The organism is Bradyrhizobium sp. P3_C3 (genome assembly GCF_056402655.1).
The window spans coordinates 1-23,451 of the sequence record NZ_JBFUGY010000001.1 but is presented as its reverse complement, the minus strand read 5'-3'; the positions used below and the strand labels follow the sequence as shown (position 1 = coordinate 23,451).

The 23,451-nt window shown below is 64.5% G+C and carries 29 protein-coding genes and 1 tRNA gene; 17 read left to right on the top strand and 13 right to left on the bottom strand.

Going from position 1 to position 23,451, the window contains the following annotated elements:
• Window positions 1-16: 16 nt before the first annotated feature.
• The 3 genes from AC1DW2_RS00150 to AC1DW2_RS00140 are packed head-to-tail and all read left to right on the top strand — an operon-like array spanning window position 17 to window position 2,553.
• Entirely contained in the window at window positions 17-682 is a 666-nt protein-coding gene (locus AC1DW2_RS00150; protein ID WP_354113676.1) for a DUF4166 domain-containing protein, read from the top strand.
• Window positions 679-2,115 (top strand): TIGR01777 family oxidoreductase, encoded by a 1,437-nt coding sequence (locus AC1DW2_RS00145; protein ID WP_354131467.1) that lies wholly within the window; start codon window positions 679-681, stop codon window positions 2,113-2,115. The genes AC1DW2_RS00150 and AC1DW2_RS00145 overlap by 4 nt, the downstream gene beginning before the upstream one ends.
• A gap of 9 nt (window positions 2,116-2,124) precedes the next feature.
• Window positions 2,125-2,553, top strand: a complete 429-nt coding sequence (locus tag AC1DW2_RS00140) for a hypothetical protein (protein ID WP_166342223.1) — start codon at window positions 2,125-2,127, stop codon at window positions 2,551-2,553.
• Here the strand turns inward: AC1DW2_RS00140 and AC1DW2_RS00135 are convergent.
• Window positions 2,550-3,401, bottom strand: coding sequence for a LysR family transcriptional regulator (locus AC1DW2_RS00135; RefSeq protein ID WP_283016793.1), 852 nt, complete (start codon window positions 3,399-3,401; stop codon window positions 2,550-2,552). The genes AC1DW2_RS00140 and AC1DW2_RS00135 overlap by 4 nt on opposite strands.
• A 113-nt stretch (window positions 3,402-3,514) precedes the next feature.
• Here AC1DW2_RS00135 and AC1DW2_RS00130 point away from each other — a divergent pair, with 113 nt between their 5' ends.
• Window positions 3,515-3,937 carry a tautomerase family protein gene (locus tag AC1DW2_RS00130; RefSeq protein WP_208070100.1) on the top strand — a complete coding sequence of 141 codons (423 nt, stop codon included), beginning with the start codon at window positions 3,515-3,517 and terminating at the stop codon, window positions 3,935-3,937.
• Window positions 3,938-3,982: 45 nt separating this feature from the next.
• Here the strand turns inward: AC1DW2_RS00130 and AC1DW2_RS00125 are convergent, their stop codons facing one another.
• Complete coding sequence (locus AC1DW2_RS00125) at window positions 3,983-4,696, bottom strand: DNA helicase (RefSeq protein WP_477005029.1); 714 nt, start codon at window positions 4,694-4,696, stop codon at window positions 3,983-3,985.
• A gap of 200 nt (window positions 4,697-4,896) precedes the next feature.
• Complete coding sequence (gene lipB / locus AC1DW2_RS00120) at window positions 4,897-5,634, bottom strand: lipoyl(octanoyl) transferase LipB (protein ID WP_063982685.1); 738 nt, start codon at window positions 5,632-5,634, stop codon at window positions 4,897-4,899.
• A gap of 82 nt (window positions 5,635-5,716) precedes the next feature.
• Between lipB and AC1DW2_RS00115 the strand changes: the two genes are divergently transcribed.
• Complete coding sequence (locus tag AC1DW2_RS00115; RefSeq protein ID WP_015685538.1) at window positions 5,717-5,959, top strand: FliM/FliN family flagellar motor switch protein; 243 nt, start codon at window positions 5,717-5,719, stop codon at window positions 5,957-5,959.
• A 200-nt stretch (window positions 5,960-6,159) separates the two neighbouring features.
• A tRNA-Leu gene (locus AC1DW2_RS00110) sits at window positions 6,160-6,244 on the top strand.
• A 155-nt stretch (window positions 6,245-6,399) separates the two neighbouring features.
• Here AC1DW2_RS00110 and AC1DW2_RS00105 read toward each other — a convergent pair.
• The 3 genes from AC1DW2_RS00105 to AC1DW2_RS00095 form a co-directional block, all read right to left on the bottom strand.
• Window positions 6,400-7,221 (bottom strand): DUF2182 domain-containing protein, encoded by an 822-nt coding sequence (locus AC1DW2_RS00105; protein ID WP_477005154.1) that lies wholly within the window; start codon window positions 7,219-7,221, stop codon window positions 6,400-6,402.
• 49 nt (window positions 7,222-7,270) lie between these two features.
• Window positions 7,271-7,900, bottom strand: coding sequence for a DUF1326 domain-containing protein (locus AC1DW2_RS00100; RefSeq protein ID WP_477005153.1), 630 nt, complete (start codon window positions 7,898-7,900; stop codon window positions 7,271-7,273).
• 289 nt (window positions 7,901-8,189) lie between these two features.
• The gene (locus tag AC1DW2_RS00095; RefSeq protein WP_477005028.1) at window positions 8,190-8,483 is read right to left on the bottom strand and encodes a hypothetical protein; all 294 of its coding nucleotides are present in this window, start codon (window positions 8,481-8,483) and stop codon (window positions 8,190-8,192) included.
• Window positions 8,484-8,683: 200 nt separating this feature from the next.
• Between AC1DW2_RS00095 and AC1DW2_RS00090 the strand changes: the two genes are divergently transcribed.
• Window positions 8,684-9,859: a lipase family protein gene (locus tag AC1DW2_RS00090; RefSeq protein WP_477005027.1), complete on the top strand. Its 1,176-nt coding sequence runs from the start codon at window positions 8,684-8,686 to the stop codon at window positions 9,857-9,859.
• Between the two features lie 45 nt (window positions 9,860-9,904).
• Here AC1DW2_RS00090 and AC1DW2_RS00085 read toward each other — a convergent pair whose 3' ends face one another.
• The 3 genes from AC1DW2_RS00085 to AC1DW2_RS00075 form a co-directional block, all read right to left on the bottom strand.
• On the bottom strand, window positions 9,905-10,090 hold the full coding sequence (locus tag AC1DW2_RS00085) for a hypothetical protein (protein WP_071913000.1): 186 nt from the start codon (window positions 10,088-10,090) through the stop codon (window positions 9,905-9,907).
• Window positions 10,087-11,301 (bottom strand): zinc metallochaperone GTPase ZigA, encoded by a 1,215-nt coding sequence (gene zigA / locus AC1DW2_RS00080; protein WP_283016787.1) that lies wholly within the window; start codon window positions 11,299-11,301, stop codon window positions 10,087-10,089. The genes AC1DW2_RS00085 and zigA overlap by 4 nt, the downstream gene beginning before the upstream one ends.
• 225 nt (window positions 11,302-11,526) lie before the next feature.
• Window positions 11,527-11,784: a hypothetical protein gene (locus AC1DW2_RS00075; protein ID WP_174770120.1), complete on the bottom strand. Its 258-nt coding sequence runs from the start codon at window positions 11,782-11,784 to the stop codon at window positions 11,527-11,529.
• Between the two features lie 215 nt (window positions 11,785-11,999).
• On the opposite strand from AC1DW2_RS00075, the gene AC1DW2_RS00070 reads away from it, so the two are divergent.
• Window positions 12,000-12,374 carry a hypothetical protein gene (locus AC1DW2_RS00070; protein WP_014494631.1) on the top strand — a complete coding sequence of 125 codons (375 nt, stop codon included), beginning with the start codon at window positions 12,000-12,002 and terminating at the stop codon, window positions 12,372-12,374.
• Between the two features lie 3 nt (window positions 12,375-12,377).
• Here AC1DW2_RS00070 and AC1DW2_RS00065 read toward each other — a convergent pair whose 3' ends face one another.
• The gene (locus AC1DW2_RS00065; RefSeq protein WP_283016786.1) at window positions 12,378-13,691 is read right to left on the bottom strand and encodes a polysaccharide deacetylase family protein; all 1,314 of its coding nucleotides are present in this window, start codon (window positions 13,689-13,691) and stop codon (window positions 12,378-12,380) included.
• 161 nt (window positions 13,692-13,852) lie between these two features.
• Window positions 13,853-14,659, bottom strand: coding sequence for a polysaccharide deacetylase family protein (locus AC1DW2_RS00060; RefSeq protein ID WP_283016785.1), 807 nt, complete (start codon window positions 14,657-14,659; stop codon window positions 13,853-13,855).
• A gap of 82 nt (window positions 14,660-14,741) precedes the next feature.
• Between AC1DW2_RS00060 and mgtE the strand changes: the two genes are divergently transcribed.
• From mgtE to AC1DW2_RS00040, 4 genes are all read left to right on the top strand, one after another.
• Window positions 14,742-16,163 carry a magnesium transporter gene (gene mgtE / locus AC1DW2_RS00055; protein WP_028150524.1) on the top strand — a complete coding sequence of 474 codons (1,422 nt, stop codon included), beginning with the start codon at window positions 14,742-14,744 and terminating at the stop codon, window positions 16,161-16,163.
• 227 nt (window positions 16,164-16,390) lie between these two features.
• Window positions 16,391-16,726 (top strand): helix-turn-helix domain-containing protein, encoded by a 336-nt coding sequence (locus tag AC1DW2_RS00050; RefSeq protein WP_063982751.1) that lies wholly within the window; start codon window positions 16,391-16,393, stop codon window positions 16,724-16,726.
• A gap of 151 nt (window positions 16,727-16,877) precedes the next feature.
• Window positions 16,878-17,696, top strand: a complete 819-nt coding sequence (locus AC1DW2_RS00045) for an aldo/keto reductase (protein ID WP_231142135.1) — start codon at window positions 16,878-16,880, stop codon at window positions 17,694-17,696.
• 49 nt (window positions 17,697-17,745) lie between these two features.
• Window positions 17,746-18,750: a hypothetical protein gene (locus AC1DW2_RS00040; RefSeq protein WP_063982753.1), complete on the top strand. Its 1,005-nt coding sequence runs from the start codon at window positions 17,746-17,748 to the stop codon at window positions 18,748-18,750.
• A gap of 245 nt (window positions 18,751-18,995) precedes the next feature.
• Here the strand turns inward: AC1DW2_RS00040 and AC1DW2_RS00035 are convergent, their stop codons facing one another.
• A complete protein-coding gene (locus AC1DW2_RS00035; RefSeq protein WP_135214881.1) occupies window positions 18,996-19,394 on the bottom strand; it encodes a hypothetical protein in 399 nt (132 codons plus the stop codon).
• Between AC1DW2_RS00035 and AC1DW2_RS00030 the strand changes: the two genes are divergently transcribed.
• Window positions 19,384-19,533: a PIN domain-containing protein gene (locus AC1DW2_RS00030; protein WP_187388028.1), complete on the top strand. Its 150-nt coding sequence runs from the start codon at window positions 19,384-19,386 to the stop codon at window positions 19,531-19,533. The two genes, AC1DW2_RS00035 and AC1DW2_RS00030, sit on opposite strands and share 11 nt — an antisense overlap.
• Before the next feature lie 526 nt (window positions 19,534-20,059).
• Here AC1DW2_RS00030 and AC1DW2_RS00025 read toward each other — a convergent pair.
• Window positions 20,060-20,776: a DUF599 domain-containing protein gene (locus tag AC1DW2_RS00025; protein ID WP_063982755.1), complete on the bottom strand. Its 717-nt coding sequence runs from the start codon at window positions 20,774-20,776 to the stop codon at window positions 20,060-20,062.
• 124 nt (window positions 20,777-20,900) lie between these two features.
• Between AC1DW2_RS00025 and AC1DW2_RS00020 the strand changes: the two genes are divergently transcribed.
• From AC1DW2_RS00020 to AC1DW2_RS00005, 4 genes are all read left to right on the top strand, one after another.
• On the top strand, window positions 20,901-21,563 hold the full coding sequence (locus tag AC1DW2_RS00020; protein WP_063982756.1) for a glutathione S-transferase family protein: 663 nt from the start codon (window positions 20,901-20,903) through the stop codon (window positions 21,561-21,563).
• An 89-nt stretch (window positions 21,564-21,652) separates the two neighbouring features.
• Window positions 21,653-22,021 (top strand): YidB family protein, encoded by a 369-nt coding sequence (locus tag AC1DW2_RS00015; protein WP_166342151.1) that lies wholly within the window; start codon window positions 21,653-21,655, stop codon window positions 22,019-22,021.
• Between the two features lie 205 nt (window positions 22,022-22,226).
• Complete coding sequence (locus AC1DW2_RS00010) at window positions 22,227-22,418, top strand: hypothetical protein (protein WP_014494643.1); 192 nt, start codon at window positions 22,227-22,229, stop codon at window positions 22,416-22,418.
• Between the two features lie 156 nt (window positions 22,419-22,574).
• Window positions 22,575-23,451 (top strand): hypothetical protein (locus AC1DW2_RS00005; RefSeq protein WP_477005026.1); only part of this gene is annotated, 877 nt, incomplete at its 3' end.

The window sequence follows — 23,451 nt, the reverse complement described above, 5'->3', positions numbered from 1 at the left end:
CGTTGAGGAGGGTACGATGACGTCGGCTCGATTATCAGGCTCCAGCGCATCTCCCTCAGCTCACGTCAAACTACTCGACGACCGCCGCTTCCGCGCGTTGCTGTCGGACGAGGATTGGGGCCGGCTGCCGCTCGCGACCTGGCGGCGCTTTTCGAAACGGGTCGCTGACGGCGACAGTGTCGTTTATGTCGGCGTGGTCGACGAGGTCTCCTTCAGCGACATCGGCTGGTGGTTCGCGCAAGCCGCCCGCCTGATCGGCGGACCGCTGCCGACCGGCCGCGACACCGGCGTCCCCATGATCGTGACCGTCACCGAGGACGGCGCGAACGGCGGCCAGACCTGGACCCGCATCTGCGCGCGCAAGCGCGGCTTTCCGCAAGTGATCCATTCCGCCAAGCGTTTCGCCGGTCCGACCGGGCTTGAAGAGTATGTCGGCTTCGGCGTCTCGATGGCGCTCCGCATCGCGGTCGAGGGACAGGCGCTGACCTTCCGTAGTGCCGGTTACGGACTCCAGCTCGGACGCTTGTGGATCCCGCTGCCGCAATCGCTCACGCCCGGCGATCTCACGGTGACGCATAGCGATCTCGGCGAGGGCGCCTTTCGTTTCACCCTCGATGTCACTCACCCGCGTTACGGCGCGCTGATCCACCAGTCCGCCGTCTTCAGGGAGGCCGTATCATGACGCCGCTGTTGTGGACCCTCATCGCCATCCAGATCGTGATGGGCGTGTTCGACACTTTCTATCACCACGAATTCACCGAGCGCCTGGCGTGGCGCCCGTCGCAGCGTTTCGAGCTGAAGCTGCACGGCATCCGCAACATGCTCTATGCGCTGCTGTTCCTGCTGCTCGGCTGGTTGGAGGTTTACGGCGTGCTGGCGATCCTGATCGTGGCAGTCCTGGTCGCCGAGATCGTCATTACGCTGATGGATTTCGTCGAGGAGGATCTGAGCCGCAAACTGCCGCCGAGCGAGCGGATTAACTACACGCTGCTTGCGATCAACTATGGCGCCATCCTGGTGCTGCTGCTGCCGGTGCTGATCGATTGGGCGATGCAGCCGTTCGGCGTGAGTGTCGTGTATCAGGGCCTGCTCAGCATCGCCGCCACTGCCTGCGCAGTCGGTGCAGCGCTCTGCGGCGTCAGGGACTTTGCGGCGATGCGCCGGCTCGGGCGCATGAAAAGCGTGCCTGCGCACGGGCTCGTCGAGAAGGTCCCCGGCCGCAAGACCGTGCTGATCACTGGCGCCACCGGCTTCATCGGCAGCCGCCTTGCCGCGAGCCTCAGCGGGGCAGGGCACGACGTCATCGCGCTGATCCGTAACCCTGCGAAAGCCGAGATGCTGCCGCCGCCGGTCACGCTGATCACCAGCCTCGATCAGCTCGCATCGGACACGCCAATCGACGCCATCGTCAATCTCGCTGGCGAGCCGATCGGCAACGGCCTCTGGACCGAGGCAAAGCGCGCGAAAATTCTCGGCTCCCGCATCGACATGACCGGCGAGGTCGTAAATCTGATCGCGCGGCTCGAGCGCAAGCCGGAGGTCCTCGTCAGCGGCTCTGCGATCGGCTGGTACGGCCTATGGGCCGACCAGGTGCTGACGGAATCGGCGAAGTCACATGCCTGCTTCAGCCACGAGCTGTGCGCGGCGTGGGAAAAGGCGGCGCGGCCGGCCGAGGAGCTCGGCGTCCGAGTGGTCTGTTTGCGCATCGGCCTCGTGCTGGGCACCGAAGGCGGCTTCATCACGCGCATGTTGACGCCGTTCGAGTTCGGCCTCGGCGGTCCGCTCGGCACCGGGCGGCAGTGGATGTCCTGGATCGAGCGCGACGATCTGATCCGGCTGATTGCCTATGTGATGGCGACGCCCGATCTCACTGGGCCCGTCAACGCCACCGCGCCGATCCCCGTCACCAACGCAAAATTCACCGAAGAGCTCGGCCGTCGTCTGCACCGGCCCGCGGTGTTTCGTATCCCCGGCGGGTTGTTGCGCCGGATCGGCGGCGGCTTTGCCGACGAACTCCTGCTCGGTGGCCAGCGTGTGCTGCCCAACAAGGCGCTGAGCCGCGGTTTTGTCTTTCGGCACGAAACGCTGCGCAGCGCGTTCGAGGCGATCCTGTGAGGTGATGTCATGTCTTGCGAGACCTGCCCGCGCGTGGTGAACGGTTGGTTTCGGGGATGCTTGACGGCAGCGACGACATTGGCGGCATTGCCGGTCATCGCGATGATCCTGTCCCTGCCGTACCGGGGTCTTGAGGAGAACCTCGGCGGTATCATCACCTTGGTCTTGTTTGTCTTGCCGCTGATCTTGATCCTGGTCTGCCTGCTTAGTGGGATGCCGGCCGCACTCGTGATCTTGTTCGGGGAAGCGCTCCGCATTCGCTCTGTGTTGTTCTACGTTCCTGCCGGTGCGGCGATCGGTGCATTCATTTGGCGGATCACCGTTGGGGCCAACCATCCGTTGGGGCTGCTCTTTGTACTGGCCGGAGCTCTCGCGGGAATCGCCTATTGGTTCGCCGCGGGCAAGTATGCGGGCGAGGAGGGGCAGCCTGAGCGCTAGGCTGCCACGCTCCGAAACGTCGCCGCCACCGCACGCAGCGCGGCGAGCTTGGCGGGATCGCTGACCTTCGAATGCAGCATTACCTTCGAGCTGCCGAGCTTCGGCAGCTTGTGCGCGGGGCCGATGTCGACCAGCCCGGGAGGCGCGATCCGGCGCGCGAGCGGCGCAATCGCAAGGCCGGCAAGCGCGGCCGCGACCACCGCCGTAACGCCGCCGCCGACAAAGCGTTCGCGCCAGGCGAGGCCGGCCTTGTCGAGCGCGCGCACTGCGATGGCGCGGACGCCGCAGGGCGGGGCGAGGGTTGCGAGCGGCAGCGGCTCACCCTTCGGCAGGGTGAAGCGCCGTGCGGCGAACCAGCCGAACTCGTCTTCGGCCAGCTTCTCGCCGCCGCGGCGACTGCCTTCCTGGCGGACGATCACGGCATCGAGCTGACCTGCGTCGTAAGCGTCCTGCATCTCGCGTGAGAAGCCGATGGTGACGGCGAGGGTGAGACTTGAGGACATCGCGTGCAGGCGTTCGAGCAGCGGCACCAGCTCGGGGCCCGCGGCATGGTCGGAGATGCCAAGCGAGAGCGACTGCGCAGTCGATGTTTCGCCCGACAGTGCACGGTCATGCGCCTCCATCAGCGCGCGGGCGCGATCGAGGAACGCGGCGCCGTCGGCGGTGAGCCGGACCGCGCGCGGCGAGCGCTCGACGAGGCGCTTTCCCAGCAATGTCTCGAGCCGCTGAAGCTTCAGGCTGACGGCGGCCTGCGTCGTGCCGAGTGCTTCGGCGGCGCGCGTAAAACTCTGGAGGTCGGCGACCAGCAGGAAGGCCTTGATGGTGGCGATGTCGAGCGTTGCTGTCATTATGAATGGTTATCACTGGTATCAACAGAGATAAGATACCAAAATGACGGGGCAAGGTCTAGCTTCTCACCAACGCCGCGCAAACTCCGCGCAGCATCTTGAGGAGAACCACCATGCCCCTGATCACCGTGTCCTACACCACCTCCCGCCAGTCGCCGTCGCTGAAGGCCGATATCGCCAACGCCGTGTCCGAGCTGACCGCAAAGATCCTGCACAAGGATCCCAGGGTGACCGCCATCATCGTGAAATCGGTCGACGCAGGCGACTGGTTCGCCGGCGGCAAGTCGCTCGCCGAACAGAAGCTTGCGAGCTACTGGATCGACATCCATGTCAGCGAAGGCACCAACACCAAGGACGAGAAGGCGGCCTATCTCGCCGCGATGTTCAAGCGCATGGCCGAGATTTTGGGCCCGCTGCATCATGAGACCTACCTGCATGTCGACGAGGTCAAGGGCGACGCCTACGGCTTTGGCGGCCTGACCCAGGAGCGGCGCTACATTGCCGGCAAGCTCGAAGTTGCGTTGCAGGCGGCGTAAGGTAGCTGGCCGCGGGTGAAGAATCTCACCCGCGGCCTGAAGCCGTCAGCTCGCCGCTCGGAACTGGACTTCAGCGTTGTTGATGAAGCACGTCTTGTCGAACAGCTTGAGGTCCAGCGGGTTCGGCAGCCTGATATCGTCGAGGTCTGGGCACGGCTTGACCGACGGATCATAGGATCGATCGATCTGCGAGATGAAGACGACGATCAGCCCCGCGTCGCGCGCGAAGGATTTCAGTGCGCGCACCTGAACAGCGAGATCAGGATTTTCCCGCCTCTGGTCGAGCAGTTGCAGATAGTCGATCACCACGACCGTGCCACGAGGCGCCGCGGCCATCTGCTTGACGACGTAGTCGGCGCTGATGGCGTCGGAGCAGTCGATCTCAAACAGTTTGTCGAACTGCGCCGGCTCCACACCGATCGCCCGCAGGCGATCCAGCACATCATTCTGCGTGTACTCGAGCGAGAAGAACGCCGCGCGATGGCCCGACTTCATGGCCTCGACGGCCAATTCGAGGCTCATCAGTGTCTTGCCCTGACCGGGGCGAGCCCCGACCAGCACCAGATCGCCCGGCTGAAATTGCGGGAATAGCTTGTTGGCTGGCGTCAGTGCAGCGGCTTTCGCGGCGAGCATGCTCCAGGCGGAAAAGCCTTCCGTCGCGGCGATGCGGTCAAGCGCGTCGTGGAGCGGAATGCCTTCCTCGCGCGACAGGCGCTTGGCTCGTCGCTTCAGATGATAGATCGGCGCAGAGAGTCTCATCGTCAAAACCTCCCATTGCGAGCAGAAAGCGCAATCCCTCCTTATGCCTGGCGCTCGAACAGTCGGTCCGATGATCATTCGCCCGGCATGATGTCTGCTTTCCCGGCGGAGGGGGGAGGCGTGGGCGGCACCGGAAGCAAGCGTAACCGATTCCGCGACCGGCCGAGAACAGGCGCGGTGGGGCTCAAACAGAAAAAGTGCTAGACGGCCGCTTCCGCCACCAGCGCGCGGGTTGGCCCGAACAGCTCCTCGAACGCCTGCCGGAGCGCGACGTCGACTTCGGCCATGGACACGAGCTGGCCGAGATCGACCAGCGAGGTGACGCCGTAGCGGGGATCGGCGACGCCGCAGGGCACGATGCCGGCGAAATGCGACAGCTCCGGCTCGACATTGATGGCGATGCCGTGGAACGAGACCCAGCGCTTCAGCCGGACGCCGATCGCGGCGATCTTGTCCTCGTGCTCGGGCCCCTTGTCGGGCCGCTTCACCCAGACGCCGACCCGGTCCTCGCGCCGCTCGCCGCGGACGTTGAAGGCGGCGAGCGTCCGCAGGATCAATTCCTCCAGGCTCGCGACATAGGCCCGGACGTCCGGCCGGCGCCGCTTGAGGTCGAGCATGACATAGGCCACCCGCTGGCCGGGCCCGTGATAGGTCAGCTGCCCGCCGCGCCCGGTGGCAAAAGTCGGGAAGCGGGGATCGAGCAGGTCGGTTTCCTTGCCCGAGGTGCCGGAGGTGTAGAGTGGGGGGTGCTCGAGCAGCCAGACCAGCTCGGGCGCCTCGCCGGCGGCGATCTGAGCGACTCGCGCCTCCATGGCGGCCACGGCCTCCGGATAGGGCACCGGCGCGTCCGAGATCCGCCACTCCACGGGCTCGCCGGTGGAGGCGGAAAACGACGTTAAATCGAGGTCTTGGCGGGGGTTTTGAGGCGAATTAACCATTGGCTAACCATAACGTGGTGATCATCTGGGGAGCAAATGCCAAGTCCTTTGGCTTAAGTCCCAAGTTGCGGCGGTCCTGACAGTGCCCACTCTCGATAAAGTCACCGTGGATCTCATGGTCGTCCTCGGGACGACCACCATGCCGATCCATCAAGTATTACGTCTTTCCCGCGGCGCCATCATCGAACTGGACGCAACCGAGGCCGACGAGGTCAAGGTTCTCGCCAACAATCTGCCGGTCGCCTCCGGCGTCGTGCTGGTCGACCGCAACCGGATCGCGGTCGAGGTCAAGCAGATGCTGCCGCGCACGACGGGCACGCGGTAGCGGCCCGGGCACGCAGGAGCGGCCCGGGGGCAGCCGGCAGGGCCGGGGCACTCGAAAGGGCCGATCCGGGCAGGGGTCCGGATTTTTCCTGCCAAGCTTGTGGAATTCTGGGCCTTTGCAGGCTTGTACCCCTCTGATGGATTTGTTAGATCGGCGCCGTTGATCCGGCAGGCCTCAAGCCCTAAGCCGGCACCCCCAAAGCGCTCGTGGCGGAATTGGTAGACGCGCTGCCTTGAGGTGGCAGTGAGTAAAATCGTGGGGGTTCGAGTCCCTCCGAGCGCACCAACCTCGAAAGCCGATCGATGGAGAGACCGGCTCAGGGAACCCAGGTCTTCGCCGTTCGGCCGTCCCCGCCTGACGGTTCGAGTGTAGGGCTGGCGGCTCGGCGTGATCGCCGTTTGCAACAGGGCACGCGTACTGAACATCACGCAGGTTGCTCATCACCGCGGCAACGACACCAGTAGCCAGACGCCGGCGGCCGCACACGCAATGCCGGCGGCGCGCGCGATCCATCGTCCGATCGGCGTAAGTTTCTCCAACAGGACGAGCAGGGCCAAAAGCGCAATCCAAAGCACGTTCATCACCCCGCCTACGAACAAAAGCGCCATCAAGACCCAGCAGCAGCCGACACAATAGCCTCCGTGCCGCAGCCCCAGCAGCAGGCAGCCTCGCAGGTCGCCGCGAAAGCCGCCGTGGCGCATCAGGAACAGAAATGGCGACTGGCATTGGGCGAGACAGACGTCCTTGAGCGGTGTCCATTGATAGACTCCCGCCGCGATCAGCACGATTGCACTGAGCAGATTGCTGGCGATCGTCATCCGGGAATCCAGCAGGACCGCCCGCTCGATCGCCCATTGGAGTAGGGTTGCTGCCAGCGAAAAGCCGCCCCAGGCGAGGAGATAACCGGCCGCAAACCAGCCGGTCGCAGCGAACGGCTTGCCCTGCGCTTTCCCCTGTCGACCCACGCGGGTGTACATGAGGATCATGGGTGCTGCCGAGGGGGCCATCATTCCGACCATCATCACCACCCACATCAGCAACACATACGCGAACTCGATCGCTCGCCATGGCTCGCTCGCCGGCAACATGATTCCGATCCCGGCCGGGATCATGCGGAACCCGGTCATGTCCATGCCGCCCATGTCCATGTCCTTGGCGAGCCAGAGCACATAGGCCCATGCCAGTGCGACAATGATCCCGATCGCGCCGCCGACGATCAAGCGATCGCGCCGCAGCACGGTTTCCAGGGGGCCGTCGGTCATTTGCGATAAGTGTTGCCGATCTTCTCGCAAGACCGGGTCAGGAGTTGCATCACGCCTGGTTCGACCAGCGGATCGGCGCATAGAGGCCGTTCTTGCCGGAATTGTCCCAGCGCATGCCATGATCGCTGAACGTATTACCGGCGGCGCCGACTGCCATGACCATCCTGTCGGGGCTGACTGGATGGCCGATGTTGGCCCACATTTCCCCGCTCGGATGCATGGTCGGCAACGGGTCGACGGACATGTGCAGAATATCAGGGATTTCCGCGGACCGCGTCTTGCCCTCGATTCGGAATGTGATCGGGACCCTGCGAACCCCCAGGTTCTTGCTGATCAGCGGTGTGAACGCGGCCATCGGACCACCGGCGGCGCCGGTGAAGATCGCAGCTAGAGCCTCGGTCTGCTCATCGTTGGCGCGCTGGTCGATATAGGCGGCCACCGACCAATCTCCGTCCGCCATGATCCCCGGCGCGTGGAGGATAACCAGGACATTGAGTCCATCGAGCTCGATGTTGCCGTAGCGGCCGCTCTCGACGTGGAAGATCAGCGGTACGTTACAGAAGCCCTCGGTCGGTCGCGCGGTCAGCGGGGGAGCCGCCGACACGAGGCAGGGACACACGATGCTGCAATTGCAATTCTCGAAGTAGTCACCGGAAAGGTGCCATGGGACATCTGCCATCGCCATCTCCCGCTAGGCCGAACCCGTCAGATTACTTTCGAATGAGCTACGTACAGTTGAAAGTTACGCTGCGTGGCGAAGTCCCGCAAGCTGAAGTCCCGCAAGCTATTGTGAGGTTCGGTCAATCCACGGGAAAAAGCACCTATCAGCTGGAGATCCACCCAAACTCTTTGCCCATTTCCGCAAGCCATTGAAACTTCAATAAATGCGACCACCCCCCGAACGCGCCAAAACGGCGGATCGCGCCGCTTTAGCCGGGGTAGGGGCCTGTTTCTGCCGAAGTGCCCTCTCAGATCAAGTCGATGATCTGATCATAGAACATCAGACGAAAGTGGCTGCATCGGACGAGATGCGTCTGAGCGAATCTATTCAGCCAATCTGATTTGCCGAGATTGACCACGGCAGCGTGGCGCGGCGGCGGTCCCCAATCGATTGTGTCGAAACTGAAATTATAGACTTCCTCCGGCGTGATCATCGAAACCTGTGGCCGATGAATCCGCAGATGCCTCATGTCGCTTTCGATAGAACAGTGCGCGTCCGGTTGGAATGAGTTGGAGCGGGCAAAGCCTGGAACACCGGCCACTCCGCGGGATCCTCCCTGCTCACGCAATTGTTCCTGGGCGTAGTCTGCCAGGGGCGCTGGTCGATCGACACCTTCTTATTGCGTTTCTATGCTATCACATCTTATAATTGATGAACTCCGAGAGACACGAAATATCGGTCGCTGGCTTCCGGGTCCGAACACGGGCGGCTGGAGTCGAGCACCTTTGCAAGGAGGGCAGCATGACGCTCAAGTCGGGATTCCAATTCGCGGAGGCGCAACTTCTGCTTGAGATGGCGCAGCGTGCCTACGCCGGCACGCCATCGCTGACCGAAGCGGTGGCAACCTGCGGCGTGCCCTCCGTGCCCGATCCAAGCTCAAATTGGGCGATCCGCAAGGACCTCACCCCGACGAGTGCCACGCTATTGGATAATTACTGGCAGGTCTGGCAGAACCAGAGTGACACCACCCAATACGCGATCGCAGTGCGCGGCACGGTCGCAAGTGCGGCCAGCGTGTTGGCCGACTTGCTGTTCCCCCTGATCAACGCGCGCTTTGACGTGAAGCTCGGTCCGATCTCGCTGCCGTTCTATCTTGCCCGCGATGAGGGTGACAGTGCGGTGAAAGCCGGTGTGCATTCGGGCTTCGCTCTGAGTTTGCTGCTCATGCTGTTCACCACCGATAGCCCGTTGTTCGTGACCTTGGGGCTGCTCGCGGAGCAGGGCAACGACGTCTACATCACCGGGCACAGCCAGGGTGCCTCGATCGCCACGCTGCTGACCTCGCTGGTCCGGCACTCGACGGATGTTTTTAAGGGGCCGGCCTACAAGACCTATACCTTCGCGCCTGCCAAGGCCGGCAACGACCATTACGCATACGATTACGCGCGGCTTGCCGCCGTCGAGGGATACGGTTGGGCCGCGACGTCGACGCAGGACTGGGTGCCGCAGGCACCGTTTGCCCTGGAGTGGATATCAGACCTCAACACGCCAAATCCGCTGCGTGGGTTCGGCGGCAGTCTCAATCCTGAAGCAATGATCGCGCTCGGCAGCGTGGTCACCGACGGTGAGAGCGCAGTCAATCGCGTTCGCGACGATGCGGTGAGGCGGCTCAAGCAGCGGGTCGAGAGTCTTTCTCGGAGACTGATATCCGAGACGATCCATTTGACCGCCGCCGATCTCGGCGCGGCAACCGCCGCACCGATCACGGGATCAACGATCTCGGATTTGATCCAACAGATCCTCGGCCAGATTCAGGCCTCGCTGAACTATGCTGACGCCGGCGCGCTGCTGCCGCTCTTTGCCAACCCGGGCGGCAACCCGACCGATGGGACGCCGGGATGCCAGAAGCTGGACTATTTCTGGCAGCACCACCTCGGCAACTACCTGAAATACATGAAGCAGCAATATGGCGGCTGAGCCGGGAAGGACTGCGTGCGCCCTCCGAGCGCACCACCTTCATCCTTATCGCTGTTTTGGCTGGATTTCGGCGACTGCCTCGCGCGGTGCTCGTTGGTCCAAGCGATCATCAGCTTGTCCGCCGGTCAAAGTGACCGGCGGGAATATGCTGTCGTAGATCGCACGCGCCTCACGGATGAGGCGCTGCCGCTCGAGCTCGGATTTCGGAACCAATCGAACGACGTTGGTCATTTGCGTTCCGCGGCTTCGTCCGCGCGGCGCCAGACCGGGAAGGGGTCTGCGAGCTTCGCCCATTCCGTGACGTTCATCGCCGGCTTTCCCGGGACGAGGCAGGCATCCAGACGGGCGCGGAGCGAACCTTCATCCATACTGGTGCCGATGAACACGATTTCCTGGCGGCGATCGCCATAGATGTCGTTCCAGTTCGCACGCAGCTGCTTCCGCCAGGACGGATCATCCGGCCATCGTTCCGCGGGTACGGCCGCCCACCAGAAGCCAAGCGCCTGCGTGCGCGTGATCGTGCCAGCCTGGCTGATCTCGCCAAGCCATTGCGGGCGCGTCGCCAGCCAGAAATGTCCCTTGGCGCGAATGACGCCGGGCCAGGGCTGCCTGACGAACTTGTCGAACTTTTCGGGATCGAACGGCCGGCGCGCGCGATAGACGAAGTTCGTCACGCCGTATTCCTCGGTCTCCGGCACGTGATCGGCAAAGCCGTAGAGCTCTTTGAACCAGAGCGGATGCTGCTGCGCCCGCTCGAAGTCGAACCGGCCGGTGTCGAGAATGCGATCGAAGGCGACCCGGCTGTGGTTGGCTTCGATCAGATCCGCGTCCGGATTGAGCGCGCGGATGATTTTCCTGGCCGCCTCGCGCTGCGCTGGCGAGGCATCGTCGACCTTGTTGAGAACGATCACGTCGGCAAATTCGATCTGCTCGACGAGGAGATCGACGAGCGTGCGCTTGTCGTTCGCCAGCGCTTCGCCGCGCTGATCGAGAAAATCCGTCGACGAATAGTCTTTGAGCAGGTTCACGGCGTCGACCACGGTGACCATGGTGTCGAGACGCGCCACATCGGAGAGGCTTTCGCCGTCTTCGGAACGGAAATCGAAGGTCGCCGCAACCGGCAGCGGTTCGGAGATGCCGGTGGATTCGATCAAGAGGTAATCGAAGCGGCCATTTTCTGCGAGGGCGCGCACCTCCTTCAGGAGGTCGTCTCGCAGTGTGCAGCAGATGCAGCCATTCGTCATCTCGACGAGCTTCTCGTCAGTCCGGGACAGGTTCGCATCGCCATCGCGAACCAGATCCGCATCGATGTTCACCTCGCTCATGTCGTTGACGATCACGGCCACCTTCAGGCCGTGCCGGTTGTTCAGGACGTGGTTCAGCAAAGTGGTCTTTCCAGCCCCGAGGAAGCCGGACAAGACGGTGACGGGGAGTTTTTGCATGGAGATCGAAGAGCCTTTTCAAGGGGATAGGGCGGTGACGCGTGGGGAGGGGCATTGGGACCGGATATGTAATGTTATAACATTACATTCGTTGGCGACGCCGACGTCAAGCCGTTTTGCAGCTCAGCTGAAATTCACGCGAACATTGAGGTGGATGATCGTTGTAACGATCGGCTGCCGCTCAGCCCTAGGCAGCAGCGCGCTCGAAGGACCGGCGCGACGGACTTAGCCGTATTCGTCGCCAATCCCGTATTCGCGGTAGATCTCGAGCGGATCCGTGTCCGGAAACAGGCGGCATTTGGCCTGGGCGAGGTGCAGGCTCACCGCCGACGGCTCCTTGCCGTTCGCCAGCATCTTGCGGATGTCGTCCATATGCGCGCTCGGCTGGTGTTTTGGTTCGAGCTGCTCCAGCGCGACGAGCGCAGTCGCCAGGGCCTCGGTCAGCACCCAGTCGTCGTGGCCCGTGATTCCCTTCTTCGGCATCGGCAGACCCCACATGCGGTGGCTGTGCCAATGTACCGTAGCTTCCGGCGAATCTCCATCGCGCAGCTGGCAACCTCGCGCTTACGTGGAACACGCAGGCCCCGGTACTCTCGCTTGCATTATGAACGCGCGTGGCTAAAAGGCGGCCGGCGATCGAATCTTTGTCGAAATAAAGATGACGTAGACGGGTCGCACCGCTCAGGGCTGGAGCCAGCATGGTCTTTCTTAGCTTCGTCTACCGCTTCGTGACGAACTTCGCCTTCATGGCGATGGTCTATTTCAGCCTGAATTTCATGGAGAAATACCAAAACCGGGCGATCCTCGCGATCCTCGTGCTGGTCTATGCCGGCATGCGCGCGGCCTCGACGCTGCGTGCGTTCTATTTCTTCCAGAAGATCGAGAAGCTCGAGGCGGAGACCAAGCGCCTGCAGGCTCCGATCAATGACGGTTCGGGCGCAACGAACGCGCGCAAGCAGGTCGTGGCCGACGTTGCCCGGCTGCGCCGCGACGGCGAGCTCAAGTCCTATATGGACCTGTTCTTCCTGGCGCTGATCGTGCTGCTCTGTGTCGCCAACATCATGCGCCAGTAGAGCTTACTGCGCGCGCTTCTTCAGGCTGGCGACGCGGGTCGGATGCGTCGCGGAACTCCGCGGTGTGGCGCCCTTGGGCGCCGTGCTCTTGGGGGCAATGCTCTTGGGGGCGGTGCCCGTAGCCTGCGCGGTGTGCTTCGCTCCGGCCGGCGCCGTATGTGCGGTCCGATGTCCGCGCGACTTGCCGGCCTTGCCCTTGGCCGCATGGGGCGTCTCGGCCGCCATTGCCAGCCGCATCGCGGCGCGCCGCGACAAGGTCGTCGACAGCAGGACCTCGACCGAGCCCTCGGGGATGGCAAAGAGATCGCGGTCGGGCACGGGCAGGGTGGCTGCGACATTCGCCAGCGCCATTGTCTTGCGCGGCAGCAGCGGCTGATGCTCGGTCTGCGCGTTGAGGTCGGCAAGCGAGGGCGCCGGCAGTGTCTTGGTCTGCGCGAACACGAAGTTCGGCACGGACGGCCAGCGGGCGATCGGCACGGTCTCGGTCGGTGGATGCAGCAGCCATTCCACCGGCGTGGTCGGCGTTGCCGGCCGGTCGGCGGTCGCGGGCACCACATGCACGATGCGATAGCCGCGCGCCTTGAGGTCGCGGATGATCTTCGGCAGCGCCGCCACCGTACGGGGCTGGATGTCGTGCAGCAGCAGGATGCCCTTGCCCTTGGCTTCCAGCCGCTGGATCGCGAGCTGATAGACGCGGTCGGACGACACATGGCGCCAGTCGTCGGCGGGGAAGTCGGCGCTCCAGACCTGGATGCCGCGCGAGATCAGGAGGTTTTCGACGCCTTCGGCGCGCATCAGGCCGGGAATGCGGAAGAACGGCGCGAGCTTGGACGAATCGGTCATCGCGGCCGAGGTCCACTCGATGCCGCCGTTGATCTGCGCCTCGGCCTTGTCGAGCGGCATCCGGTCGAACGTCAGCGGATGGTTCATGCTGTGCGTGCCGACAGTGTGGCCCGCGGCAATCAGCTTGCGCACGCCTTCCGGGTTCGCCTTGGCCTGCTCGCCGATGATGAAGAAGGTCGCCTTGATGCACTCGTCGTCGAGCATCTTGAGGATCTGGTTCGAATATTTCGGCAGCGGACCGTCGTCGAAGGTCAGAACGACTTCATGGTCTTTCAGCGGCAGCGTTTCGCGGTACTGCATGGTGCCGATGCGCGGATGCTCGCGCGGATCGACCACGAGGGTGCGGGAGGTCCCGAGTGCATCCGGATGGCCGGGACAGTCCGCCGCAAGGGCCGCCGGTGAACCGACGACCAACAGCCCCAGACACAGGACGATCCACGATCGCGTCCGAACAACAACGCTACTTCCGATCATGAACCTCGTCTGCCTCCTTACGCGACTGCCGCCTCAATTGGTCGGAGACGCCCAGAAACGGTTCAGGCGCAATACCCTCTACATCCTTGCATGCCGTAGCATGAACAGACTGTTAATAGGGCCCAAATCACCCCATTTTGCACCGCCGTGACATTACGGCATCAATGCGCATCGGCGCTCTTCTGTGATGTGCCCGCCGGCACGACGTGAACGACCCGATAACCGTTGTCCCTGAGGTATCGCAGGAAGGCCGGCATGATCGCGGCCGTGCGTGCCTTGGGGTCGTGGAAGAGGATGATGCCCTTGCCGGCGGCGGCGAGGCGCTCGGTGACGAGCTTCAATTCCTGCTCCGGCGTCATCTCGTTCCAGTCGCTGGCCCAGAGGTCGGCCCCGAACACGACGATGCCGCGTGACTGGAGCAGGTCGAGCTGCGCTGGCGTCCCCTCGAAATAGGGGAAGCGGAAGAACGGCGTCGAGGGCGTCGTCGTCGACGCGCCTTTGAGCGCCGTCTCGTCGGCTGCGATGCCGCGGTCGATCTCGCTCTTCGCCTTCTCGAACGGGATCCGCGCCATGAACGGGTGCGACCAGGTGTGGTGGCCGATGGTGTGGCCCTCGCGCGCGATGCGCTTGACCATGTCAGGATGTTCGGAGGCGTGCAGGCCAATCAGGAAGAAGGTCGCGCGCACGCATTCCTGCGCCAGCGCCGCCAGCACCTTCGACGTCGTCGGCGGATGCGGGCCATCGTCGAAGGTCAGCACGACCTCGTGATCGGCGAGCGGCAGCGTCTGCGGAAAGCTCTTCAGGCCGACGCGCGGCGTGGTCTTGGCGTCGACGCTCAGAACGCGCGAGGTGCCGAGCGCGTCCTTGCGCGGGCAGTCCGCGGCCTCCGAAGCGGCGATGCCGGCGAGGCCCGCGAAGACCGCGCCCACCGAGATCGACATCCATTTCAGCCGAAGCATCTTTGCCATTGCGCTCGCAGTTCGCTTGTGGGTATTGCCTGACCGTCAGCTCAGACCACTCGTTCCAACCTGTCAAACGGCGAGGCGCGCCATGGATGAACATATGGACGGTGCCCCATCCGCCGAGGCCTCGGTACTCGACCACGTTCCGATGCGCAATGAAGACGGCGAAATTCGTCATGAATTCGTCGAGGAGATTGCCCATGCGATCGAGGCCGGCGACAGCGCCGCGCTGCGCGCCTGCGTCGCCGAGCTGCACGAGGCCGATCTCGGCGATCTGATCGGAGCTCTCGCGCCCGACCACCGCGTTCGCCTGGTCGAGCTGACCGGGCGCGACTTCGACTTCTCGGCACTGAACGAGCTCGACGAGGGCGTGCGCGAGGAGATCCTCGAGGAGCTGCCGCCGGAGACCGTCGCGGAAGGCGTCCGCGAGCTCGAATCCGATGACGCGGTCGAGCTGCTGGAAACGCTGGACGAGGCGGAGCAGGAGGAAATCCTCGAGAAGCTGCCGTTGCAGGAGCGCGTCGCGCTCGAGCGCAGCCTGCTTTATCCCGAAAATTCCGCCGGCCGCCGGATGCAGACCGAGTTCATCGCGGTGCCGCAGGATTTCACCGTCGGGCAGGCGATCGACTACATGCGCGAGACGCCGGATCTGCCCGACCGCTTCTACGAGATCTACGTCGTGGACAAGGACCAGCACTGGCAGGGTGCGGTCTCGCTCGACGTCCTGCTCCGCGCCCGCCGCCCGGTCGCGCTTGCCGAGCTGACCGACGAGGATCGCCGTCGCGTCTCCGTCCTGGAGGACCAGGAGGAGGTGGCGCGCATGTTCGGCAAGTACAATCTCGTCGCGGCCCCGGTGCTCGACACCCAGGATCGCCTGGTCGGCGTCATCACCGTCGACGACGTCGTGGACGTGATCGAGGAGGAGGCGGACGAAGACCTCAAGGCGCTCGGCGGCGTCAACAGCGACGAAGAACTCTCCGACACCGTGTTCACCATTGCGCGCGCGCGGTTCAACTGGCTGCTGGTCAATCTCGCCACCGCCTTTCTTGCATCCTCGGTGCTCGGCCTGTTCGAGGGGCAGCTCGAGAAGATGGTCGCGCTTGCCGTGCTGGCGCCGATCGTCGCGAGCCAGGGCGGCAATGCCGCGACCCAGACCATGACGGTCGCGGTGCGCGCGCTTGCGACGCGCGAGCTCGGCTCCTCCAACGCCTGGCGGGTGGTGATGCGCGAAGGCCTGGTCGGGCTCGTGAACGGCCTTGCCTTCGCCTTGATCACGGGCATCGCGGCGGTGGCCTGGTTCAAGATCCCGGGCCTCGGCATCGTCATCGGGCTTGCGATCATCTGCAACCTCGTCGCGGGCGCGCTCGGCGGCATCCTGATCCCGATGGCGCTCGAACGTGTCAGGGCCGATCCGGCGGTCGCGTCAGGCACGTTCGTCACGACGGTGACCGACGTCGTCGGCTTCTTCTCCTTCCTCGGCATCGCGACGCTGTGGTTCGGGTTGAGGTAAGGCGCGCTATGCCCTCGCGTGTTCCGGGCGCGCTGCAACGCCCTTCGCGTTGCTGCGCAGAACCGGGACCCAGAAAGCAGCACGGCACGTGGTGGCGAAATGGGCCCCGGCTCAGCAGCGCACCGCTGCGCGCTGCGCTGCGTCCGGGGCACGAGACCGTCTTCGCCCACCATCATCTTTAATCCGAACTTAAGCGACCTGCCGCATCATTGCCCGTGCTTGGGGGAATGAACATGCGGTTGCGGCTGAAGGCGGACGGACGGGTCGTCGAGTTGCGGGATGGGCAGGAGCTTCCGGTCCAGCCGTTTCCAGTCCAGCCGTTGCCGGTCCAGCCGGCGGCCAATGCCGCCCCTGGCGAAGATGCCAGCTCGCTTGCGGTGCGCGCTCTGCGCCGTCGCGCCTGTCTCACCCAGATGGAGTTCGCCGCCAAGCTCGGCGTTCCCGTCGAGACCATCCGCAACTGGGAGCAGGGCAAGCGCGCCCCGCGAGGACCCGCCCGCGCGCTGCTCGCCGTGATCGCGCATGCGCCGGACACCGTATTCCAGGCGCTCGCCAAAGCCTGACGTCAAGGCCGGGCGCGAACCTCCCGTTAGCATTGCCCTGAATATCCGGCCCGGCGCCGGCGCCGGCGTCGTCCGTTGGCAGTGTCACGGGCCGGGTCCATAATGGCGCCCGGATGATGTTTTGAGGCGATCGCAACAGAGAGGATTCCTCATGCTGTTCGTCGAGGCCAATGGCGCAAGGATACCGGCGATCGGGCTCGGGACCTGGGAGCTGGGCGGGCGCGCTTGCGGCCGCGTGGTCGAGCAGGCGCTGCGGCTCGGCTATCGCCACATCGACACTGCGCAGGTCTACGACAATGAGCGCGAGGTCGGCGACGGCCTGCGCGGCTCAGGCGTGCGCCGCGACGACATCTTCCTCACGACAAAGGTCTGGACCAACCATTTCGCGCCCCATGATCTCGAACGCTCGGTCAAGGAGAGCCTCGCCCGGATGCGGCTCTCCTCCGTCGATCTCCTGTTGCTGCACTGGCCCAATTCGCACGTGCCGCTGGAGGAGACGCTGGGTGCGCTGTCGCATGCCAAGCGCATGGGCCTGACCCGCCACATCGGCGTTTCCAATTTCACCGTGGCGCTGACCGAGCAGGCGGTGGCGCTGTCGCCGGAGCCACTCGTCTGCAACCAGGTCGAATATCATCCTTATCTCGACCAGACGAAGGTGAGGGCAACCTGCGACCAGCATGGCCTCGCACTGGTCGCCTACAGCCCGATCGCCAGGGGGCGCGTCAAGGCCGACCAGACGCTCGCCGGGCTCGGGCGCGCGCATCGCAAGACGCCGGCACAAATCTGCCTGCGCTGGCTGGTGCAACAGAATGTCGCTGCGATCCCGCGCACCTCGCGCGTCGAACGTCTGTCGGAAAACATCGATATTTTCGATTTCGAGCTCTCGGACGACGAGATGGCCCAGATCGCCGCGCTGGCAAATCCCAAGGGCCGCCTGACCGATTTCGGCTTCGCGCCAAAATGGGATTGAGAGGGGGCCGCTGTATGCTAGGACCGGCGTGGCAACCCAAGATCGATCGATGGAACTGCGGAAGATCATACGGACGGACATTGCAGCGTCGGCGGTCGCGCATCTGACGCTGGTGGCGCTGATCATCCTGATCAGCGAAGTCCATCCGTTTCACGCCGCGGTGCCCGAGACTGTTTCGGTGGACATCGTCACGCCGGAGCAGGTGAAGGAGGAGGAGGCCAAGGCCGAGGAGAAGGCTCAGGAGCAGGCTCAGGAGCAGGCGAAGGAGAAGCCGCCGGAGCCGCTGCCGGACCTGAAACTGCCGAAGCTGGATTTCACCGACAAGGACAAGGCGGAACCCGCGCCGAAGCCTGCGACCAAGCAGCAGGCCGCGGCGCCGTCGCCGTCACCGCAGGCCTCGCCTGAACCGCAGCAGAAACAGCCGCAGCCGCAACCCTCGCAGGCACCGAAGCAGCGGGAGGCCAATGTGCAGCCGCAGCCTCAACAGCCGCAGCCGTCACAACAGCCGCCTCCGCAACCCCAGCAACAACCGCCGCCCCAGGTGATGCCGCAGCCGCCGTCGCAACAGCCGCCGCCACAAGCGATGCAGCAGCCGCAAGCGGCGCCGCCGGCCTATCAGGCGCCGGAGCCTGACGTGACGGTCAAGTACGGCGTCATGCTGGGCTTGCCGCCGGAATTGCCGCCGGAGCTGCCGAAAGACGCCCCCAAGGACGATGGCGGCGATGCCAAGGATTCGATCGCAGCCAAGCTGCCACCCGAGGTCATCGCCGCGCTGCGTCGCCACCTGAAGAGCTGCGCCAAACTGCCGGCCGGGGTCGACCCGACCGACAACGTCAACATCAAGCTGCGCACGGTGTTCGCCACCGACGGCACGCTGGCCCGCCCGCCGATCCTGATCGAAGCTCCGCCATCCGCGAAGGGCGTGGCCATCGTGAAATCCGCGACCGCCGCGCTCCAGGCCTGCCAGCCCTACAAGATGCTGCCGCCCGACAAGTATGGTGAATGGAAGATCTTGGACCTGCCGTTCTCGCCGCGGGATTTTGGCGGAGGGTAGGCGGCTCGTACCCATCCTGCGAGCTAAGGCCTCCCGGTTCGCGGCTTCAGCCATGCCATGATCACGGCGTGCGGCGTTCTCCGGCTGCGTGGCAAGCTATGTCTTTCGATGGTGCGCCGTGCAAAGGCGCCGGCCTGCTCGGCGGAGCCTCGCTGCGCCGGCGCGAGAGCCATCCACTCGCGAATGACGGCACGTCGAATTTTCGATTTTGGCATCGGATCAAATCCATGAGTTCGGGTGGATGTTCACGCGGCCTGCCGAAGGGGGATGGCCTCCGAGCGCCGCGCCAGAAGCACGCTGCCACATGGATGCTCGGCGCCTTGCAGGACGACGAAGCCGCGCTTCGTCACTGCGGCACGAAGAGTGTCCTTCGCAGCTGCCTTCTGCGCGTCGAGCCAGATCACCAGCACGGCGCGGGGGCTCAGGAAATCGTCGAGCCAATCCACTGTCGCATCGAGTGCGTGAAGCGTGCGTCGCCGCCAATCCACGAGCGCGACTTCATATTGACCTGCCGGCCGGCCGCAATTACCTGCAGCAGCCGCCAGCAGATATCCGCGACGATGCAGCTCAATCACTAATTCCATGCTCTTCGCGCCGACCACGACGATGCGTTGCCGCGTCGAGCAGTTCGCGATGGCCATCATCGGATCGATGATCCTGTCGCTGACCCCTGAGTTCGACATCATTTCACCAGTTCGCTACGCCGCGCGAGCTTGCGCGACGGAGCGGATATGGTGCCGGAGGCTGTATGATTTCGAGATTGGCGCGATCGCGGTTGCATAGGATCGGCATAGGACCGGCCTCGGCCGCGCGCTGCCGGAAACTTACGCCGCGCTTATAAACAGACGATGCACTCCCCATCGCATTCAAATGCCGTCAGCGCCATTCTTCCGGCCCGCGCGTGCTATCGCGCCTTGCCTGGAGACGAAAATGTCCGCTTACCGTGCATTGATCGTGGGACTACACGATCGTCCCATCAGAATGATTCACATGGATTGCATCGATGATGAAGCCGCGATCAGCTCCGCGGAGAGGCTCGTCGACGGTCGCGACGTGGAGCTCTGGCAGATGGATCGGCCTGTGGCCAGATTCGATTGCCGGTCCGGGACGATGCGCAGGAAGTAGGCCGGGATATCGCCGAGTGGGCGAGCCTCGCGCCTTGGGATGACGGAGTTAGTCGCGTCGTCATTGCGAACGTAGCGAAGCAATCCGGACTGTCACCGTGAAAAGATCCTGGAGTGCTCGCTGCGCTCGCAGTGACGGTGTGGAGAAAACGCGTGCCGCCCTTCGCTCGCGCGCAGCAGATGCCTCAATAGCCGCGCTTCCGCGTCTCCGCACCATCCATCTCCTCCGGCGCCATCGCCGCCCATGCGCTCGATGCGAACTGCCTTCGCCAGGTGACGATCACCACCGCCGCCGTGGTCACGAACAGCACCCAGGGGCTGACGAACCAGCCGAGATAGCCGAGTGCGAAGAAGAAGGCGCGCTGGCCGCGGTTGAAGTGGCGGCCGGCGGATTCGAACAGGCGCGAGGTGCGGATGACGTGGGCCTCGGCCTCGGGCGTGTCGCGCCGGTCAGCCGGCGGCATGCCGCCAAACAGGATCGCGACATAGTTGAACAGGCGATAGGCCCAGGCGAATTTGAAGAAGGCGTAGACGCAGATCAGCACGAGGCCGACGCATTTCAGCTCCCACATTGCGGGCGAGGTGCTGAGGTCGATCGGCAGCTTGCTCAGGATCGTGATGGCGTCGTTGGTGGCATGCAGCAATGCCAGTGCGCCGCCGAGCGCGAACAGGCTGGTGGAAGCGAAGAAGGCGGTGCCATTCTGGAGCGAGGCCATGATCTGCATGTCGACCATACGGGTGTCGCGGTCGAGCAGGCGGCGGACCCAGACCTCGCGATAGCGGTTCATGCGCGCCGACAGGCTGTCGCGGCCATAGGCCGAGTGCTCCAGCGTCAGGGCATAGACCAGCCATTCGATGATGAAGAAGCCGACGGCCGTGATGTCGACCCAATGCCTGCCCATGTCTCACTCCTCACGAAGATCGCAACGATTGCCACGCGCGGCCGGGTGCGGCAACGATTGATTGGCAGCAGGCGATGGCGCTAAAAGCAGCCGCATCCAAAGGACCTAGGGAAGGACCAGCGACATGGCAGCGCTCAAGCTCGCGATCGGAAACAAGAACTACTCGTCATGGTCGATGCGGCCATGGCTCGCACTGCGCGCCAATGACATCCCGTTCGTCGAGACCGTCATTCCGCTCTACACGGATAATCCCGCGGACAAGGATCGGATCCTGTCCTTCAGCCGCGCCGGCAAGGTGCCGGTGCTGGTCGACGGCGACATCACGGTGTGGGATTCGCTCAGCATCATCGAGTACATCGCCGAGCGCTATCCGGACGTGAAGCTGTGGCCCGACGATGTCGCCGCCCGCGCACACGCCCGTTCGGTGTGCGCCGAGATGCATTCCGGCTTCATGGCCTTGCGCAACGAATGCGGCATGAACCTGCACCGCCCCGTGGGCGCCGTGACGCTGTCGGCGGACGCCAGGGCCAACATCGCGCGCGTGCAGGAGATCTGGCGGGAGTGCCGGGCGCGCTACGGTGCCAAGGGACCGTTCCTGTTCGGCCGCTTCGGTGCGGCGGATGCGATGTACGCCCCGGTCGTGCACCGTTTCCGCACCTACGCGATCGAGGTCACGCCGGAGACCAGAGCCTACATGGACACGATGATGGCGCTGCCGGCGTTCCAGGAATGGACCCGTGACGGGATCGCCGAAACGCTCGTCATCGAGAAATTCGAGAACGTCTAACCCGCGAATGTGATCGGGCGCCGCTTGACGATGTGCAGGCTGGCGGCGCTCAATCGCGGCGGAAGGACCGCTTGGGAGAGGGCAGGGGCATGGGAATTCTGGACTCGCTGGAAAACAATCCGGCGCTTCGCAGCGCGCTCGGCCAGCTCGGCGCCGCGGTCCTGCCGGCGGTGTTGAACGAGGTGCTCGGCAGCAACAATCAGGGCGGCCTCAGCGCAATCGTCGCGAAGCTCCAGCAGTCCGGCTTCGGTGACCAGGTCAAATCCTGGCTCGGCAACGGCCAGAACCTGCCGATCTCGGCCGACCAGCTCCGCGCGGTGCTCGGCAGCGACACGGTTCGGCAGCTTGCGGCGCGCTACAACATCCCGGTCGATCAGCTCGGCCAGATTCTGGCCCAGGAACTGCCCAAGGCCGTGGACCAGGCAAGCCCGGAGGGGCATCTGCCCCACACCGCCTGAGGGAGCCGGTTCCAGCGGTATCCTCCACTCACCGGTTCCCGCACTATCGTCCTGAAAATACTGCCGGATCGGCCTATTTGCCATGCCTGTATACCGCTGGCCAAAACGCCGCATTGCGTGCTATATGTCACGCCGGGTTTTCAGCCGGTCCGACGCAGTGGGACCCTGGGCACGGCCGGCGCTGTTTGAGTCATGGAGATGGGCGTTGAAGCATAAATTCCCCGTGGGAACGCGCGTACTGTTCACTGCCAGCAACGTCGCGCGCCCGGCTGCGAGTGGCTCATACGAGATCATCCGCCTGCTGCCGACGGATGGCGACGACTGCCAGTACCGCATCAAGAGTTCGACTGAAGCGTTCGAGCGCGTCGCCAAGGAAAGCCAGCTCGCCCAATCCTGACGGATGACGGTGCCGCGCGTTGACATCGCGAAGGAATTTGCTTCGCTCGCCGTCAAAAGGCCCCCTTCGCCTCGACATGGTGAACCGGGGGCAGTTGCCGACTCGCGGGGGCTCGCTTTGACCATTCGCTCTTTGCTCGCGTGAGGGACGTCGCGCATGAACTGGGCATGGGCCACTTCGTTCGACCAAATCTCGCGCCCACAGGCCTTTCCGATGTGGATGATCCTGGTAGCCGCCGGCCTCCTCGGCCTGATTCTCCTGATTACGCTGGTGCGCGCCGAAAGGTCGGTTGCCAACGGCGCGCTGACCGTCATCACGCTGCTTTCCATTGCCATCGCCGTGGCTGCCACCGTGCGCGTCTATGGTCCGGCGGAGGAGGCGCCGCCCGGCGAGGCGCGCGCGCAGAGCGCGGTCGTCGCCAGCCTGCCGGCGCTGTCCTGTCTCGACGATCTCGCCGGCAATGCCGTGGCGATTGGTTGCGAGAAGGCGCTGTTCGGCTCGCCTGACGCGGCGGCTGCGGCGGTCTCCTACACCGCCGCACGGATCGACCGGCTCACCGCGCTCGGCGATGCCGCGACCGCCGAGAAGAGCCTGACGCTGGACGTGAAGGTGCTGCGCAAGGCGCTCGAGCGCGATCGCTACGGCTTCGTCGCGCAGGTGCTGGTTGCGCGCGACGGCTGCACGCAGTTCGACTGCCCCGCCTTCCGCTCGCTGACCGATCAGCAGCGGGTCGCCGCCAACATGGATTCCCATCTCTACGACACGCTGGTCGCACGCTATGCGCCGGGCTGGAACGCGCCCGCAACGGCCCCGGCGATGCCGGCCACCGCGGCGCTTGCCGGGATGCCGCCATCGATGCCGACGGGCAGGCCGACCAATGCGGAGTTCCCGAGCGCGTCTTCGACGCCGCCGGTGAGCATCATGAATCCGGAGCCGCCCACGGCGGCGGTGCGACAGGCGGCGCCTGCCGGAGGCGCAGCCTCGGCGCCGCGCGCGTCCGCTCCGACCTCGGCGCAGGCTGCTGCTCCTGCGG